The sequence below is a fragment of the Nocardia sp. NPDC051570 genome, from assembly GCF_044454005.1.
Lineage (GTDB): Bacteria > Actinomycetota > Actinomycetes > Mycobacteriales > Mycobacteriaceae > Nocardia.
Genome location: NZ_JBITDI010000001.1, coordinates 742,150 through 760,530, shown reverse-complemented (window position 1 = coordinate 760,530; position 18,381 = coordinate 742,150). Strand labels below are relative to the sequence as shown.

Below are 18,381 nucleotides of genomic sequence, written 5' to 3'. Positions count from 1 at the left end.
TCTGGTTCAGAACAGTTCATCCGATTGTGGTCAGCCGTTCAAATGTAGGCTCGATCGTGCTGTGCACCAGCGTAATCGACACTTCGCCGTGTTGCCGGGGGCTGCGGACGGGGCTGTCGCCCAGAGGATTTCGGGGCGCGCGGCAGCGATCGACCAGGGGCGCCGCGGATCCCCGCCGGCGCAAGCACATTCGCAAGTGCACCGGGGAGTGGAGCCCACGGAGCTGCTGTCCCGCGATGCGCGTGCCGGGGCCGCCATCGCCGAGTACGTCGAGATCTACGGGCGGGTCAATGCCGAGGCCTCCGTGGATTCCGCCTGGCAAAGGTGATAGATGAGGAAGTTTGCCATGCAATCCGGTAACACACCGCTGCGCACTTTGACTTCGATTCAGAAAGAGCTGTGGATAGCCCATGAGCTGTCCGATATCCCCAACAATTGTATTGCGTACATCGATGTACACGCCGAACTGCATCCAGGCGATGTCGACGCCGCTCTGAAACGGGTGTTCGCGGAGTCGGAAGCGTTGCGGGTCAACTTCCTTCGCGGCGCCGACGGGCCGATGATGGTCGAGCGTGACGCCGGGGATTGGACGCCGGTGCATGTGGATCTCACCGCGAATGTGGATCCGGTATCGGCCGCTTTCGATTATATGTCCCGAGAACATGATTCGGCCTTCGATCTGGCACTGGATCCGCTGTTGCGAGTCGCGCTGCTCGAGGTCGGTGACAATCACTACTTCCTGTCGATGTGTTTCCACCACATCATCATGGACGGTGTGGGCGTCGCCGCCTGGGCTCAGCGAGTTCTCGATGTCTATTGTGCGCTGGTGGCCGGAAGTCCCATCGAGCCTTCCGGATTCGTCTCTGTCGACGACATCATCGACGATGATCGATCGTATCGGCTTGACCGGCAGGCGGTCGATCGCGAATTCTGGAGTCGGCACATTCCGGCCGGAATCGAGCCGCTGCGACTGCCCGGTAGCGCCGATGATGCCGAGCCGCCGGGTCGAATCGGGTGCACGCGCGGCTTTTCGAGCGCGGAGTTGGCCGCACTGATGGATTCGGCGCGATCGATCGGCGTCCGGCTGCCTTACCTTGTGATGTCCGCTGTGGCGGCCGCGATCCAGCGCTATGCGTTACGAGACGAATTCTGCGTACAGCTGCCGGTATCGAATCGTGGCGGCATCGCGGGCAGCACGCCGTGTCAACTCTCGGATACCGTTCCCCTGCCGATCAATTCGGGCCGAGGCCTGTCGCTGGCGGAGTTGGCCCATCGAATCGGCGAGAACGTCTCGAACGCCAAGGGGCACTTCCGATACGGGATGTCGGAGATTCGGCGAGACCGGAAGATGCCGAACTCCCACGGTAGCCCGTTCGGGCCGGTGATCAACGTGATGTCGTTCTTCGGCGCCTTGCGGATGACGGGCGGCAGGGCCGACCTCCAGCTCTATTCGGCGGGCAACAGCGGGGATCTGTCGATCGTCTTCCACTACGAGAGGCAGTCGATCCGTGGCGGATATCTGCGGATAGAGGGGGATTCGCAGCTCTATACCGACGACGATCTTCGCGGCTATCTCGCCTCGATCGCGCGGTATCTGCGACAGGCGACAGCCGACCCCGAGGTGCCTGTCGGGACCGTCGATATCCTCGGCGCCGACCGTCGACTGGTGACCCGGACATGGAACGAGACGGCGGTGCCCACCGATCCGGAGGCGACCCTGGTGGGGTTGTTCACCGACCAGGTGCGCCACCGGCCGGACTCGGTCGCGGTGGTGTGCGAGGGCGTCGCGCTCTCGTATCGGCAGCTGGATCTGCGGGCGGAACGTGTTGCGCGGGCGCTGATTTCGCGCGGGGTGGGTCCGGATGCCGTGGTCGCGGTGGCGCTGCCGAGATCGGTCGAGCTGATCGTCTCGATCCTGGCGGTGCTGAAGGCTGGTGGCGCGTATCTGCCGATCGATCCGGCCTATCCCCTCGACCGGCTGGCGTTCATCCTCGCCGATGCCGCACCGCTGGCTGTCCTCACCGGCGCCGCCACCGCGGCAACGCTGCCGAATATCGGAATTCCCCTGGTATTCGTCGAGGAGGCGGAGGCGGAGCCGTCCGGTATCGCGCCGCCCGCCTCGCCGCGGCCCGGCAATCTCGCGTATCTGATCTACACCTCCGGTTCCACCGGTACACCGAAGGGCGTCGCCGTCACCCACCGCAATGTGGTGTCGCTGTTTCAAAGCACCGCTCGCTGGTGCGAATTCGGCTCCGGTGATGTCTGGGCCTGGTGTCATTCCCAGGCATTCGACTTCTCCGTCTGGGAGATCTGGGGTGCGCTGCTGCACGGCGGCCGGGTCGTGGTCGTGCCGTGGGATGTGGTGCGTACGCCCGCGCGGCTCTGGGATCTGGTGGTCGGTGCGGGAGTGACGGTGCTGAATCAAACTCCGTCCGCCTTCCGGGAATTGGCGCAGGCGCGGTCGGCGAGCGGCGATACCGATTCGGCCCTGCGCATGGTGATATTCGGCGGGGAGGCGCTGACACCGACGCACCTGCGGCCGTGGTATTCGTCCGGCCGTGACGGCGGTCCGGTTCTGGTGAACATGTACGGGATCACCGAAACCACGGTGCATGTCACGAAGCTGGATCTGCCGGTGGCGCGGCACACCCGCGGTGGCAGTCCGATCGGGTCTCCGCTGGGGAATGTCCGGGTGTTCGTCCTGGATTCGTGGTTGGCGCCGGTTCCGGTGGGCGTGGCGGGTGAGTTGTATGTCGCCGGTGCGCAATTGGCGCGAGGTTATCGGGGGCGGGCGGGGTTGACCGCGGCGCGGTTTGTGGCCGATCCGTTCGATCCGGCGGGCGGTCGGTTGTATCGCACCGGTGATGTGGTGCGGTGGAACACGGCGGGCCAGTTGGAGTTCGTGGGCCGCGCCGATGATCAGGTGAAGATCCGTGGCTTCCGGGTCGAACTCGGCGAGGTGGAAAGCGCACTGGCTCAACATCCTTCGGTAACGCAGGCCGTGGTGGTGGCGCGCGATTCCGGCGCCGAGGGTGATAAGCAGTTGATCGGATACATCGTCGCGGATCGAGGCGAACCGGTCGATGGCGGACAGGTGCGCCGGTTCGTTTCCGAGCGGTTGCCGGAGTTCATGATCCCGGCGCTGGTGATGGTGATCGAATCGGTGCCGTTGACCGCGAACGGGAAAGTGGATCGCCGGGCGCTGCCGGCTCCGGAGTTCGGATCATCGGTGGCATATCGGGCGCCACGGACGGCCCCGGAACAGTTGCTGGCCGAGTTGTTCGGCGAGGTTCTCGGACGGGACCGGGTGGGGGTGGCGGACAGTTTCTTCGAGTTGGGTGGTCATTCGCTGTCGGCTACTCGCCTGATCGGCCGAATTCGGGGAGTGCTGGGGATCGAGGTGCCGATCCGGGCGGTATTCGACGCTCCGACGGTGGCGCAGTTGGTGACTCGGCTCGACATCGAGGTCCGGATGCGTCCGCGGCTGTCGGCGCGGGAGCGGCCGGAGCCGGTGCCGCTGTCGTTCGGGCAGCGGCGGCTGTGGTTCATCCATCGCCTGGAGGGACCGTCCGCCACCTACAACATCCCGATGGTCGCGCGGTTGACGGGTGCGTTCGATACGTCGGCGTTCGCTGGCGCGGTCGGCGATGTGGTTGCGCGGCATGAGACTCTGCGCACGATCTTCGTCGAGGTCGACGGTGTTCCGGCGCAGCGGGTGCTCGCGGCCGGGCAGGTCGAGGCGCCGGTGACGGTGATCGACGTCGATCCCGCGCGGATGGATGCGGCGGTCGCCGGGGCGACGCGGTACCGATTCGACCTGTCGTCGGAGATTCCGATCCGGGCCGAGGTGTTCCGGCCCGGTCCCGATGACTGCGTGCTGGTGTTGCTGATTCATCACATCGCCGGTGACGGCCTGGCGGCCGCGGCATTGCTGCGGGATCTGTCGGTGGCCTATGTGGCTCGCCGCGAGGGTCGAGCGCCGGGGTGGGGACCGCTGCCGGTGCAGTACGTGGATTACACGCTGTGGCAGCGGGAGCTGCTGGGCTCGTCCACCGATCCGGGAAGCGTGCTGGCGAGGCAGTTCGAGTACTGGCGGGGTGCGCTGGACGGGTTGCCGGAGCGGCTGAGGCTACCGACCGATCGGCCGCGGCCGCGGGTGGCCGGCTATCGCGGGGACATGGTGTTGTTCGGCATCGATCCCGAGACGCGAATCGCGGTGGAGCGGTTGGCGGTCCGGGAGGGCGCGACGGTGTCGATGGTGTTGCAGTCGGCCTTGGCGGTGCTGCTGTTCAAACTCGGTGCGGGGGCCGATATTCCGATCGGATCGCCGATCGCGGGGCGTACCGATGAGGCGTTGACCGAATTGGTCGGATTCTTCGTCAATACCTGGGTGTTGCGCGCGACCGTCGCTCCGGCGGCGTCTTTCGTCGAGATGCTGGGGCAGGTCCGGGCGAAGGCCTTGGCGGCGTACGAGAATCAGGACGCGCCGTTCGAGTTGCTGGTGGAGCTGCTCAATCCGCCCCGTTCCGCGGCACATCACCCGCTGTTCCAGGTCCTGCTGAGCTTCCAGGACAACACCCTGGCCACGCTGGAACTGCCGGGAGTCGAGGTCGAGCCCCGCGCGCCGACCAGCATCACCTCGCGATTCGACCTGACCTTCAATATCGGAGATGCCCCGGCCACCGCCGGATGGGAGGGATTCGTCGAATACGCCACCGATCTGTTCGATCGGTCCACGGTCGAGGCCATGGCCGGGCGGTTGACGCGGATTCTGCGGAAGGTCGTATCCGATCCGGATATTCCGGTGGGGTCGATCGATATCCTCGGCGCCGACGAACGCGACCTGGTGTTGCGTCGGTGGAACCCCCCGGCCGTCGAAGTCCCCGATGCCACCGTCATCGGACTGTTCGAGCAGCAGGTCGCCCGGACCCCGGATGCGGTCGCCGTGTTCTGCGGGACCGCGGCGGTGTCGTATCGGGAGCTCGATCGCCGGGCCGAGCGGCTGGCGCGGGTGTTGATATCGCGTGGTGTGGGTCCGGACACCCTCGTGGCGGTGGCGTTGACACGGTCGGTGGAGTTGATCGTGGCGTTGCTGGCGGTGTGGAAGGCCGCGGGTGCGTATCTGCCGATCGATCCGGCCTATCCCTCGGATCGACTGGCATTCATCCTCGCCGACGCCGCGCCGGTGGTTGTCGTGACCGACGCTGTCGTCGCGAAGATCCTGCCCCACAGCGCGATACCGCACCTCTACCACGACGCGGGCGACAGCGGTCGCGACCGGGCCGTCGCCGCGCGACCGCAGAATCTGGCGTACGCGATGTACACCTCGGGCTCCACCGGTGTGCCGAAAGGCGTGGGTATCACCCACCGCAACGTGCTGGGCCTGATCTCTCAGTCCTGGTCGACCGGCCCCGGCGAGCGGGTACTGGTGCACTCCTCGATCGCCTTCGATGCCTCGACCTACGAGATCTGGCCCGCGCTGACCGGCGGCGGCGCGGTGGTTGTGGCCACCGAGCAGCGGTCGGATCCGGCCGAGATCACCCGGCTGGTCGCGGCCCGCTCGGTGACCACGATGTTTTCGACACCGGCATTGCTGTCGGTTCTGCTCGATCTGGTGGAGACGTTGCCCGGCAACCCCTTCCAGAGCCTGACCCAGGTGATCGCCGGTGGCGCCGAACTCACCTCGGCGATGGTGCGCCGGGTGCGGACCTTCGCGGAGGTGGTCAACGGGTACGGGCCGACGGAGACCACGGTATTCGCCACGATGTTCGCGGCCGATGCCGGATCCGACGGCGATGCCCCGGTACCCATCGGGTGTGCGTTGGCCGATGTTCGTGTGTTCGTGCTGGATTCGGGGTTGGCGCCGGTGCCGGTCGGGGCGGCCGGTGAGTTGTATATCGGCGGTGCGCAGGTGGCGCGGGGGTATCACGGCCGGGCGGGGCTGACCGCGATGCGGTTCGTGGCCGACCCGTTCGATCCCGCTGACCGGTTGTATCGCACGGGTGATGTGGTGCGCTGGAATGCGCACGGGCAGTTGGAGTTCGTGGGTCGTGTCGATGATCAGGTGAAGATCCGTGGCTTCCGGGTCGAGCCGGGCGAGGTGGAAAGCGTTCTGGCTCGGCATCCGTCGGTCTCGCGGGCGATCGTGGTGGCACGTGACGCCGAGAGTGGTGGCAAGCAGCTGATCGGTTATGTGATCCCCGACCGAACCACCGCCGAACTCGACGGTGCCCAGGTGCGCGGGTTCGCCGCCGAGCGATTGCCCGAGTTCATGGTGCCGTCGGCGGTGATGGTGATCGAGTCGATGCCGTTGAACGCCAACGGGAAACTCGATCGTGGGGCATTGCCGGATCCGGAGTTCATCTCGCCGGCCGCCTACCGCGCACCGGAGACCATCCAGGAACAGCGGGTGGCCGAACTGTTCGCCGAGATCCTCGGACTCGATCGGGTCGGCATCGACGACAGTTTCTTCGCCCTCGGCGGGCATTCGTTGCTGGCCACCCGGCTGGCCAGCCGGATTCGGGCGACGCTGGGCGTCGAGGTGCCGATCCGGACGGTATTCGACGCTCCGACGGTGGCGCAGTTGGTGACTCGGCTGGATACGGGTGTTCGGATGCGTCCGCCGCTGCGGGTCCGGCCACGGCCGCGGATCGTTCCGCTGTCGTACGCACAGCGCCGACTGTGGTTCATCCATCGGCTGGAGGGGCCCGCCGCCACGTACAACATGGCGTTGGCGGTGCGGCTGCGCGGGGCGGATGTGCGGGCTTTGGGGGCCGCGATCGGTGATGTCGTCGCGCGGCACGAGAGTCTGCGCACGATCTTCGTCGACGCCGAGGGTGTGCCCGCCCAGCGGGTGCTCGATGCCGAGGGTATCGAGATGCCCGTCGTCGCGGTGGATTCCGCCGGGCTGGATGCGGCGGTGACCGCGGCCGTTCGGTACGGATTCGATCTGTCGTCGCAGATTCCCCTGCGCGCCACCGTCTTTCGCCACGGCACCGATGAGTGTGTGCTCGTATTGTTGATCCATCACATCGCCGGTGACGGCTGGTCGTTGACGCCGCTGCTGGGGGATCTGTCGGTGGCGTACGCGGCGCGAGTCGAGGGCCGGGCGCCGGGGTGGACGCCGTTGCCGGTGCAGTATGTGGATTACACGCTGTGGCAGCGGGAGTTCCTGGGGTCGCCGACCGATCCGGACAGCGTGTTGTCTCGGCAGTTCGAGTACTGGCGTGCGGAGCTCGAGGGGCTGCCGGAGCAGTTGCGGTTGCCTACCGATCGGCCGCGGCCGCGGGTGGCCAGTTATCGGGGCGATATGGCGGTGTTCGAGATCGATCGCCGGACGCGGGTCGCGGTGGAGCGGTTGGCCGCTCGTGAGGGTGCGACGGTGTCGATGGTGTTGCAGTCGGCGTTGGCGGTGTTGTTGTTCAAACTTGGTGCCGGAGAGGATATTCCGATCGGTTCGCCGATCGCGGGTCGCACGGATGAGGCGTTGGCCGATCTGGTGGGGTTCTTCGTCAACACCTGGGTGTTGCGGACCGGAGTCGTTGCGGGTGCGTCGTTCGCCGAGATTCTGGGGCAGGTCAGGGCGAAAGCGTTGGCGGCGTACGAGAATCAGGATGTTCCGTTCGAGTTGTTGGTGGAGTTGCTGAATCCGGTGCGTTCGGCGGCGCATCATCCGTTGTTCCAGGTGTCGTTGGCGTTTCAGAACAACACGCTGCCGACGCTGGAGTTGTCGGGGGTGCGGATCGAGCCGCATCCGGCGTCCACCGCGACCGCGCGGTTCGACCTGTTCTTCAATATCGCCGATGCTCCTGCCGGTCAGGGGTGGAGTGGGTTCGTGGAGTTCGCGACCGAGCTGTTCGATCGGTCGACGGTCGAGGTGATGGCGGGTCGGTTGGTGCGATTGCTGGAGCTGGTGGTGTCGGAACCCGGCGCCCCGGTCGGGTCGATCGATATCCTCGGCGCCGCCGAACGCGAACTGGTGCTGCATCGGTGGAACGACACCGCCTCCGACGTCCCGGACATCACCCTGATCGGGTTGTTCGAGGCACAGGTCGCACGGACGCCGGATGCGGTCGCGGCGATATGCGGCGACGACGAGATCTCGTATGCGGAGCTCGATACGCGCGCCGAAGTGCTTGCGCGGGTCCTGATTTCGGGCGGAGTCGGTCCCGACGCCGTCGTGGCGGTGGCATTGCCGCGCTCGGTGGAGCTGGTGGTGGCTCTGGTATCGGTATTGAAGGCGGGCGCTGGATATCTGCCGATCGATCCGGCGTATCCCTCGGATCGGCTGACATTCGTCCTCGATGATGCCGCCCCGGTCGTCGTCATGACCGACGCCGCGACCGCGAAGGTATTGCCCCACACCGTCATACCGCATTTCGACATCGCCGATGCGGAGGGCCGGAGTGGCTCGGATCGAGTCGTGACGGTGCGGCCGCAGAGTCTGGCCTATGTGATCTACACCTCCGGCTCGACCGGTGTGCCGAAAGGTGTTGGTATCACGCACCGTAACGTGGTGAACCTCATCTCCCAGGCGTGGTCGGCGGGTCCGGGGGATCGGGTGCTGATGCATTCGTCGGTGGCATTCGATGCCTCGACCTATGAGATCTGGCCCGCCCTGTGCGGAGGCGCGACATTGATCGTCGCGGGTGAACAGCGTTCGGACCCGATCGAGATCACGCGGTTGATCGCGACTCGGTCGGTGACGATGCTGTTCGCGACACCGCCGTTGTTATCGGCATTGGTCGACCATGCGGAGACGGTGTCCGACAACTGTTTCCAGGGTCTGACGCGGATCAATACGGGCGCCGATACGCTGTCCGCCGGGCTGGTCGAGGCGGTGCGGGCCAGGTGCGCCGGTGTTCGGATCGATAACCTGTACGGCCCCACCGAGGCGACGGTCAACGCGACGGCGCTACCGGTGCCGGAGTCTCTGGTGGATGGGGTGGCGCCGATCGGTGTTCCGGTGGCCAATACCCGGGTGTTCGTGCTGGATTCGTGGCTGATGCCGGTCCCGGTCGGGGTGGCCGGTGAGTTGTATATCGCCGGTGCGCAATTGGCGCGCGGCTACCGCGGCCGGGCGGCGTTGACCGCGGCGCGGTTCGTGGCCGATCCGTTCGATCCGCGGGGCGGCCGGCTGTATCGCTCCGGCGATGTGGTCCGCTGGAACACCGGTGGGCAGTTGGAGTTCGTGGGTCGCGCCGATGATCAGGTCAAGATCCGGGGCTTCCGGGTGGAACCCGGTGAGGTGGAAACGGTTCTGGCTCAACATCCCTCGGTCTCCCGAGCGGTAGTGGTAGCGCGGGAGACCGATACCGGTGACAAGCAGCTGGTCGGCTATGTGGTCGCCGACCGATCCGGCCCGGTCGTCGGTGAGGACGAGCTGGTCGGGCAGTGGCGTCGGGTATACGACGACCTGTACTCCGGTACCGAGCACGCCCCGGCCGGGAGCCGATCGACGGCCGAATTCGGCGCGGATTTCGGCGGCTGGAACAGCAGCTACACCGGCGAGCCGATTCCGGTCGAGCAGATGCGTGAGTGGCAGACCGCGACCGTCGACCGCATCCGGGAACTGGCTCCGCGGCGCGTGCTCGAGATCGGTGTCGGATCGGGATTGTTGTTGTCGCAGTTGGTCGCCCACTGCGAGGAGTACTGGGCGACGGACTTCTCCGCCGCCACGATCGCCGCGCTCGCACACCAGGTGGGTGAGCTCGACGCGGGATGGGCCGACCGGGTCACGCTCTCGGTGCGCACCGCCGACGATATCGACGGATTACCGCAGAACCATTTCGACACCGTGGTGTTGAATTCGGTGATCCAGTACTTCCCCGGCGAGGCGTACCTTCGCCGAGTTCTCGAACAGGTGCGGCGGGTGCTGGCCCCCGGTGGTGCGGTATTCGTCGGCGATGTTCGCAACCTGACCCTGCTGGAGGAATTCGCCACCGCGGTGCAGATCGCGCGGCACGGCACCGAGGATCCGGTCGCGGTCGGTGATCGCGTGCGCCGGGATATCTCCGCCGAACAGGAACTGTTGCTGGCGCCGGAGTACTTCCTGGGTCTGCGTGGTGCGGCAGGGGGTTTCGATGCCGTCGATATCCAGCTCAAGCGCGGCTATTCGGTCAACGAGTTGACCAGGTACCGCTACGACGTGGTGCTGCGGAAGTCGCCGGTGCGTCCGGTCTCGGTGGCCGATGTGCCGAAAGTCGCGTTCCGCGACCGTGATTGGCTGCGTGCACTGCTGCACGATCGACATCCCAGCGGCATTCGCATCACCGGCATCCCGCACGCCGGACTGATCGGTGAGATCGAGGCCACCCACCGCATCCAGACGGGCCATTCCGACGGCACCACCGACACCCTCGGCGTCGGCTTCGAGGGAATGCTGCACACCATTACCGAGCGGTCCGGTGCGGCCGTACTGCCCGAGGATCTGCACGCGCTCGGGCAGCGACTCGGATACACCACCGCGGTCACCTGGTCCGCGCAGCCGGATCGGATGGATGCGGTCTTCATCGACACCGCGACCACCCAGGGCCGCCCGCTGACCGACGTCTACGCCGCCCGCACGCCCGTGGATGATCCCACCGCCTACGCCAACAACCCCCAGTCGGGCCTGCTGGCGGCCGATGTGCGCCGCTGGGTGAGCGATCGGCTGCCGGAGTTCATGGTGCCCGCGGTGGTGATGGTGATCGAGTCGGTGCCATTGACCGCGAGCGGGAAGTTGGATCGTCAGGCCTTGCCGGATCCGGAATTCGGCTCATCGATGGCCTATCGCGCACCGGAGACCATTCAGGAACAGATGCTGGCCGAGTTGTTCGCCGAGGTTCTCGGGCTCGACCGGGTCGGGGTCGACGACAGCTTCTTCGCCCTCGGCGGACATTCGCTGTCGGCCACCCGATTGGCCAGCCGGATTCGGGCGGTGCTGGGGGTCGAGGTGCCGATCCGGACGGTATTCGACGCTCCGACGGTGGCGCAGTTGGTGACTCGGCTCGATGCCGGGATCCGGGTGCGGCCGACGCTGTCGGCTCGGGTGCGGCCCGAGGTGGTGCCGTTATCGTTCGCGCAGCGGCGACTGTGGTTCATCCATCGGCTCGAAGGGCCCTCCGCCACCTACAACATCGCCCTGGCGGTGCGGTTGACCGGCGCGTTCGATGCGTCGGCATTCGCGGCCGCGGTCGGCGATGTCGTCATCCGGCACGAAAGCCTGCGAACGATATTCGCCGATGCCATCGGTGTGCCCGCCCAGCGGGTGCTCGACGTCGAGGACGTCGAGGTGCCGGTGACCGTGATCGACGTCGATCCCGCCGAGACGGATGCGGCGGTGACCGCGGCGGTGCGCTACGAATTCGACCTGTCGGCGGAGATTCCCGTGCGTGCCGAGGTCTTTCGCTGTGGCGACGATGAGTGTGTGCTGGTCGTGTTGATCCATCACATCGCCGGTGACGGATGGTCGATGACGCCGCTGTTGCGGGATCTGGCCACGGCCTACACGGCGCGCTCGACGCATCGCGCGCCGGAGTGGACGCCGCTGCCGGTGCAGTATGTGGATTACACACTGTGGCAGGAGGAGTTGCTGGGCTCGCCCGTCGATCCGGACAGTGTGTTGTTCCGGCAGTTCGAGTATTGGCGGCGGGCGCTCGACGGTCTACCGGAACAGCTGCGGCTGCCGACCGATCGGCCGCGGCCGCGGGTGGCCGGCTATCGCGGGGATATGGTGCTGTTCGGCATCGATCCCGAGACGCGAAACGCGGTGGAGCGCTTGGCGGCTCGCTCGGGTGCGACGGCCTCGATGGTGCTGCAGTCGGCATTGGCCGTCCTGCTGTTCAAACTCGGTGCCGGAGAGGATATTCCGATCGGGTCGCCGATCGCGGGCCGCACCGATGAGGCGCTGGCCGATCTGGTCGGATTCTTCGTCAACACCTGGGTGCTCCGCACCCGGGTCCGCGCGGCGGAGTCGTTCACCGAGATCCTGGACCAGGTCAGGGCGAAGGCGTTGGCCGCGTACGAGAATCAGGATGTTCCGTTCGAGTTGCTGGTCGAGCTGCTCAACCCGACCCGCTCCGCGGCGCACCATCCGCTGTTCCAGGTATCGCTGGCGTTCCAGAACAACGCCCTGCCCGCGTTGGAGTTGCCGGGCGTTCGGATCGAGCCCTATCCGGCGTACACCGCGACCGCGCGATTCGACCTGTTCTTCAATATCGCGAACTCCGCGGCCGGCCGCGCGTGGGACGGGCTCGTCGAATACGCGACCGAGTTGTTCGATCGGCCCACGGTCGAGGCGATGGCGGCCCGATTCCTCCGGATACTGCGACGGATCGGATCGGATCCGGGTACGCCGGTGGGATCGATCGATATCCTCGACACCGCCGAACGCGAACTGGTGCTGCGCCGGTGGAACGATACGACCGCCGATATCGCCGACACCACCCTCATCGGACTGTTCCGGGCGCAGGTCGCTCGGACCCCGGCGGCGATCGCCGTGGCGTGCGGCGACGTCGAGCTGACGTATCGCGATCTCGATGTCCGGGCGGCTCGGTTGGCGCGCGTGCTGATATCGCGCGGGGTGGGTCCGGATGCGGTGGTCGCGGTGGCGTTGCCGAGATCCGCCGAGTTGGTCGTGGCATTGCTGGCGGTGTTGCGGGCCGGTGGCGGGTATCTGCCGATCGATCCGGCGTATCGCTCGGATCGGCTGGCATTCGTCCTCGCCGATGCCGCGCCGGTGGCCGTCGTCACCGATTCGGTGACCGCACAGGCATTGCCCGACACCGTGATACCGCGTATCCACCTCGACGCGCTTGCCGCCGAGGGTGCGGGAGGTCGCGACTCGGCTGTCGTGGTGCGGCCGCAGAATCTGGCGTATGTGATCTACACGTCGGGGTCGACCGGTGTGCCGAAAGGTGTTGGTATCACACATCGTAACGTGGTGAATCTGGTTGCTCGGGCGTGGTCGGTGAGTCCTGAGGATCGGGTGCTGGTGCATTCGTCGGTGGCGTTCGATGCCTCGACGTACGAGATCTGGCCCGCACTGTGTCGTGGCGCCACGTTGGTCGTGGCGAGTGAGCGGCGTTCTGATCTGGTGCAGATCACAGGTCTGATCGAATCCTGGTCGGTGACGCGGATGTTCGCGACTCCGCCGTTGCTGTCGGCGTTGCTCGATCACGTCGAATCGTTGCCCGGCAAGCCGTTACGGACGCTGGAGCGGATCATCGTCGGCGGTGCCGAACTGACGGTGGACGTGGTTCGGAGGCTGACTGCGACCTATGCCGGTGCTCAGGTCATGAACGGTTACGGGCCGACCGAGACGACGGCGTGTGTGACCGACTACGACGCGGTGGCCGATATCGACGGCGCTGTTCCGATCGGGCGTCCGTTGGGGAATGTGCGGGTGTTCGTGCTGGATTCGTGGTTGGTGCCGGTGCCTGTCGGGGTGGCGGGGGAGTTGTATGTCGCCGGTGCGCAATTGGCGCGCGGCTATCGCGGCCGGGCGGGGTTGACCGCGGCACGGTTCGTGGCCGATCCCTTCGACCCCGGTGGCCGGATGTATCGCACGGGTGATGTGGTGCGCTGGAATACCAACGGCCAGTTGGAGTTCGTGGGCCGAGCCGATGATCAGGTCAAGATCCGTGGCTTCCGGGTCGAACCCGGTGAGGTGGAAAGCGCACTGGCTCAACACCCTTCGGTCTCCCGGGCGGTGGTCGTGGCGCGCGATACCGACACCGGCGACAAGCAGCTGATCGGCTATGTGGTCGCCGACCGCTCCGGACCGGTCGTCGGAGAGGGCGAATTGGTGGGGCAGTGGCGTCGGGTCTATGAGGACCTGTACACCGGTGCCGGGAACGGCACACGCAACGGTAAGCCCGGATTCGGTGCGGATTTCAGCGGCTGGAACAGCAGCTATACCGGGGCGCCGATTCCGGTGGAGCAGATGCGTGAGTGGCGGACGGCCACGGTCGAGCGCATCCGGGCGTTGCGCCCGCGGCGGGTGCTCGAGATCGGCGTCGGTTCGGGACTGCTGCTGTCGGAAGTGGCCCCCGATTGCGAGGAGTATTGGGCGACTGACTTTTCCGCCGCCACTATCGCCACGCTTCGAGAACGGTTGGACGGACTCGATGCGCCCTGGGCCGATCATGTGTTCACCAGTGTCCGGGCGGCGGACGATTCGGATGGCTTGCCCGAGGGCCACTTCGACACCGTGGTGTTGAATTCCATCGTTCAGTACTTCCCCGGCGAGGCGTACCTGCACAAGGTTCTCGACCAGGTGCTGCGGGTGCTGGCCCCCGGTGGCGCGGTATTCATCGGCGATATCCGCAATCTGGCCCTGCTGGAGGAATTCGTCACCGCGGTTCAGATCACTCGCCACGGTGGCGACGATCCCGTGGCCGTGCGGGATCGGGTGCGCCGCACCGTCTCCGCCGAACGGGAACTCCTGGTCGCGCCGGAGTACTTCCTGGATCTGTGCGCTACGGCAACCGGATTCGATGCCGTCGATATTCAGCTCGAGCGCGGGTATTCGGTCAACGAGCTGAGCCGGTACCGATACGACGTCGTGCTGCACAAGGCTCCGGTGTCGCCGCTGTCGGTCGCCGAGGTTCCGACAGTCGAATTCCACGACCCTGATTGGCTGGGGGCGCTGCTGCATGGCCGACACCCCGGCGGGATCCGGGTCACTGGAATCCCGCACGCCGGGCTGATCGGTGAGGTCGAAGCCACCTACCGCATCCGGATAGGTCACCCCGTGCGGGGAGATCGGCAGACCGATTGGCTCGCAGCGGGTTTCGAAGGGGTGCTCGACGACGACAGCGCCGGGCGGGTGGATGCGGGTCTGCTGCCCGAGGATCTGCATGCGCTGGGACAGCGGCTCGGATATGTCACCGCGGTCACCTGGTCCGCGCGGCGGGATCGAATGGACGCGGTCTTCCTCGACGCCGCGACGGTGCGGGACCGGCCGCTCACCGACGTGTACCTGCCGTCGGTCGCGGCGGGCGGCCGGGCCGCGCACACCAACAATCCCCAGGACACCCTGCTGCCCGCCGATGTACGCCGATTCGCCGGGGAGCGATTGCCGGAGTTCATGGTGCCGACGGTGGTGATGGTGATCGACTCGGTGCCGTTGACGGCGAACGGGAAGCTCGATCGCCCGGCATTGCCGGATCCGGAATTCGCCTCCTCGGCGGAGTATCGGGCGCCGGGCAGCGACCGGGAGCGCGAACTCGCCGCACTGTTCGCCGAAATCCTCGGCCGCGACCGGATCGGCGTGGACGACAGTTTCTTCGCCCTCGGCGGGCATTCGCTGCTGGCCACCCGGCTGGCCAGCCGGATCCGGGCGGTGCTGGGAATCGAGGTCCCGGTCCGCGTGATATTCGACGCGCCCACCGTGGCCGAACTAGCCCGAAGATGGGAACAATTGGCTCCCTCTCGCCGACCGGCCCTGCGCAAGATGAATCGAGAGGCGGGTCTGTCATGATTCCGTTGTCCTTCGCGCAGCGCCGGTTGTGGTTCCTGCACCGGCTCGAGGGCCCGTCGGCCACCTACAACATGCCCGTGGCGGTCAGGTTGACCGGTGTGTTCGATGACGCGGCCTTCGTGGCCGCCGTCGGCGATGTCGTGGCGCGGCATGAGAGCCTGCGCACGATCTTCGTCGAGGACGACGGTGTCCCGGCTCAGCGGGTGCTCGAGGCCGAGGGCGTCGAGGTACCCGTGACGATCGCCGATGTGCGGCCCGCCGAGGTCGATGCGGCGATCGCCGAGGCGGCACGATACCGGTTCGATCTGTCGACCCAGATCCCGATCCGGGTCACCGTCATGCGGTGCGGCACAGACGAATGCGTCGTGGTACTGCTGATCCATCACATTGCCGGGGACGGCTGGTCGATGACGCCGCTGCTGCGGGATCTGTCGGTCGCCTATGCGGCGCGCAGACGAGATCGGGTTCCGGAATGGGAGCCGTTGCCGGTGCAGTATGTGGACTACACGCTGTGGCAGCGGGAGTTGCTGGGGTCGTCGACCGATCCGGACAGTGTGCTGTCCCAGCAGTTCGAGTATTGGCGGCGGGAACTCGCGGGGTTGCCCGAGCAGCTGCTGCTGCCCACCGATCGGCCGCGGCCGCGGCTGGCCAGCTATCGCGGCGATGTGGTGGTCGTCGGCATCGATCCGGATATCCGCACCGCGGTGGAACGATCGGCCGCCGATGCGGGGGCGTCGGTGTCGATGGTGTTGCAGTCGGCATTGGCTGTTCTGCTGTTCAAACTCGGTGCGGGGGAGGATATTCCGATCGGATCGCCGATCGCGGGCCGCACCGATGAGGCGTTGACCGATCTGGTCGGATTCTTCGTCAATACGTGGGTGCTGCGCGCGGGCGTGGTTCCCGGGATGTCGTTCGCGGAGATCGTGGGGCAGGTCCGGGCGAAAGCGCTGGCGGCGTACGAGAATCAGGATGTTCCCTTCGAGTTGCTGGTGGAGCTGCTCAATCCGGCCCGCTCGGCGGCCCATCATCCGCTGTTCCAGGTGCTGCTCAGTTTTCAGAACAACACCGCGCCCACCCTGGAATTGCCGGGGGTCGTATTCCATCCCTATGCCCTGACCGCGATGACATCGCGATTCGATATGTCGTTCAATATCGGCGATGCGGCCGCGTCGGCGGGCTGGGATATGCACGTCGAATACGCCACGGACCTGTTCGATCGGTCCACGGTCGAGACGATGGCGGGGCGATTGGTGCGATTGTTGCGGTCGGTGGTGTCGGATCCCGATGTTCCGGTCGGGTCGATCGATGTACTCGGCAGTGGCGAACGTGAATTGGTGCTGGGCCGGTGGAACGACACCGCTGCCGAGGTCTCGGACGCCACCATGGCCGGGCTGTTCGAGGCGCAGGTCGCGCGGACGCCGGATGCGGTCGCTGTGCTGTCCGGCGATGTCGTGGTCTCGTACGCGGAACTCGATGCGCGCGCCGAAATGCTTGCCCGGGTCTTGATTTCGCGTGGAGTGGGCTCCGATGTGGTGGTGGCGGTGGCGCTGCCCCGGACGGTGGATCTGATCGTGGCGTTGCTGGCGGTGGTGAAGGCCGGTGGTGCCTATCTGCCGATCGATCCGGGTTATCCTTCGGATCGGTTGACCTTCGTCCTCGCGGACGCCGCGCCCGTCATTGTCGTGACCGACTCGGTGACGGCGCGGGCTATGCCGCGGACGGCAGCGCCCTGTCTGTATCTCGACACGCTCGACACCGCTGAGGTGCCGGACCGGGCCGACCTCCCCGCGGTACGGCCGCAGAACTTGGCGTACGTGATCTACACGTCGGGTTCGACCGGTGTGCCGAAAGGTGTTGGTATCACCCATCACAACGTGGTGAACCTGGTCGCTCAGTCCTGGTCGGTAAGTACCGAAGATCGGGTGCTGGTGCATTCGTCGGTGGCGTTCGATGCGTCGACGTATGAGATCTGGCCCGCGTTGTGTGGTGGTGCTGCCTTGGTTGTCGCGGGTGAGCAGCGTTCGGATCCGGCGGAGATCACGCGGCTGGTCGCGTCACGGTCGGTGACGAGGATGTTCGCGACCCCAGCGTTGTTGTCGGCGTTGGTGGATCACCTGGAGTCGTTGCCGGGCACTCCTTTCCGGAGTGTGACGCAGGTGAATACCGGCGCCGACTCGCTGTCCGCGGAGCTGGTCGATGCGGTGAAAGCCGCGTGCGCGGGCGCTCGGATCGACAATCTGTACGGTCCCACCGAGGCGACGGTCAATGCGACCGCGCTGGTCGTGCCCGACAGTCCGGTCGGCACTGTGGTGCCGATCGGTGTTCCGGTCACCAATACACGGGTGTACGTGCTGGATTCATGGTTGGTGCCGGTGCCGGTGGGAGTCGCCGGTGAGTTGTATATCGCCGGTGCGCAGTTGGCGCGGGGGTATCGCGGTCGGGTGGGGTTGACCGCGGCACGGTTCGTGGCCGATCCGTTCGATCCGAATGGTGGTCGGTTGTATCGCACGGGTGACGTGGTGCGTTGGAACACTGAGGGCCGGTTGGAGTTCGTGGGCCGAGCCGATGATCAGGTCAAGATCCGTGGCTTCCGGGTCGAACCCGGTGAGGTGGAAAGCGCACTGGCGCAACACCCTTCGGTATCGCGAGCGGTGGTGATCGCCCGTGATACGCATATCGGTGGTAAACAGCTGATCGGCTATGTGGTCCCCGACCGTGCGAACGAACTCGACGGTCATGATGTGCGTCGATTCGCGGGCGAGCGGCTGCCGGATTACATGGTGCCGACGGCGGTGATGGTGATCGACTCGGTGCCGCTGACCGCGAACGGGAAGGTGGACCGCCGGGCGTTGCCGGTTCCGGAGCTCGGGTCCTCGATGCCGTATCGCGCCCCGGGCTCCCTCCGGGAACAGGTGTTG

General features: G+C 66.4%; 2 protein-coding genes (1 of these 2 only partly in view). Both read left to right on the top strand.

Annotated elements, in window-relative coordinates:
* Window positions 1–331 precede the first annotated feature (331 nt).
* Window positions 332–15,463 (top strand): amino acid adenylation domain-containing protein, encoded by a 15,132-nt coding sequence (locus tag ACIA76_RS03290; RefSeq protein WP_397147829.1) that lies wholly within the window; start codon window positions 332–334, stop codon window positions 15,461–15,463.
* A protein-coding gene (locus ACIA76_RS03285; RefSeq protein WP_397147827.1) for a non-ribosomal peptide synthase/polyketide synthase crosses the window boundary here: on the top strand, window positions 15,460–18,381 show its 5' end (the start). 17,610 nt of this gene lie beyond the right edge of the window; 2,922 of the gene's 20,532 nt are visible here — the first part of the coding sequence; its start codon is at window positions 15,460–15,462; the stop codon falls past the right edge of the window. The genes ACIA76_RS03290 and ACIA76_RS03285 overlap by 4 nt, the downstream gene beginning before the upstream one ends.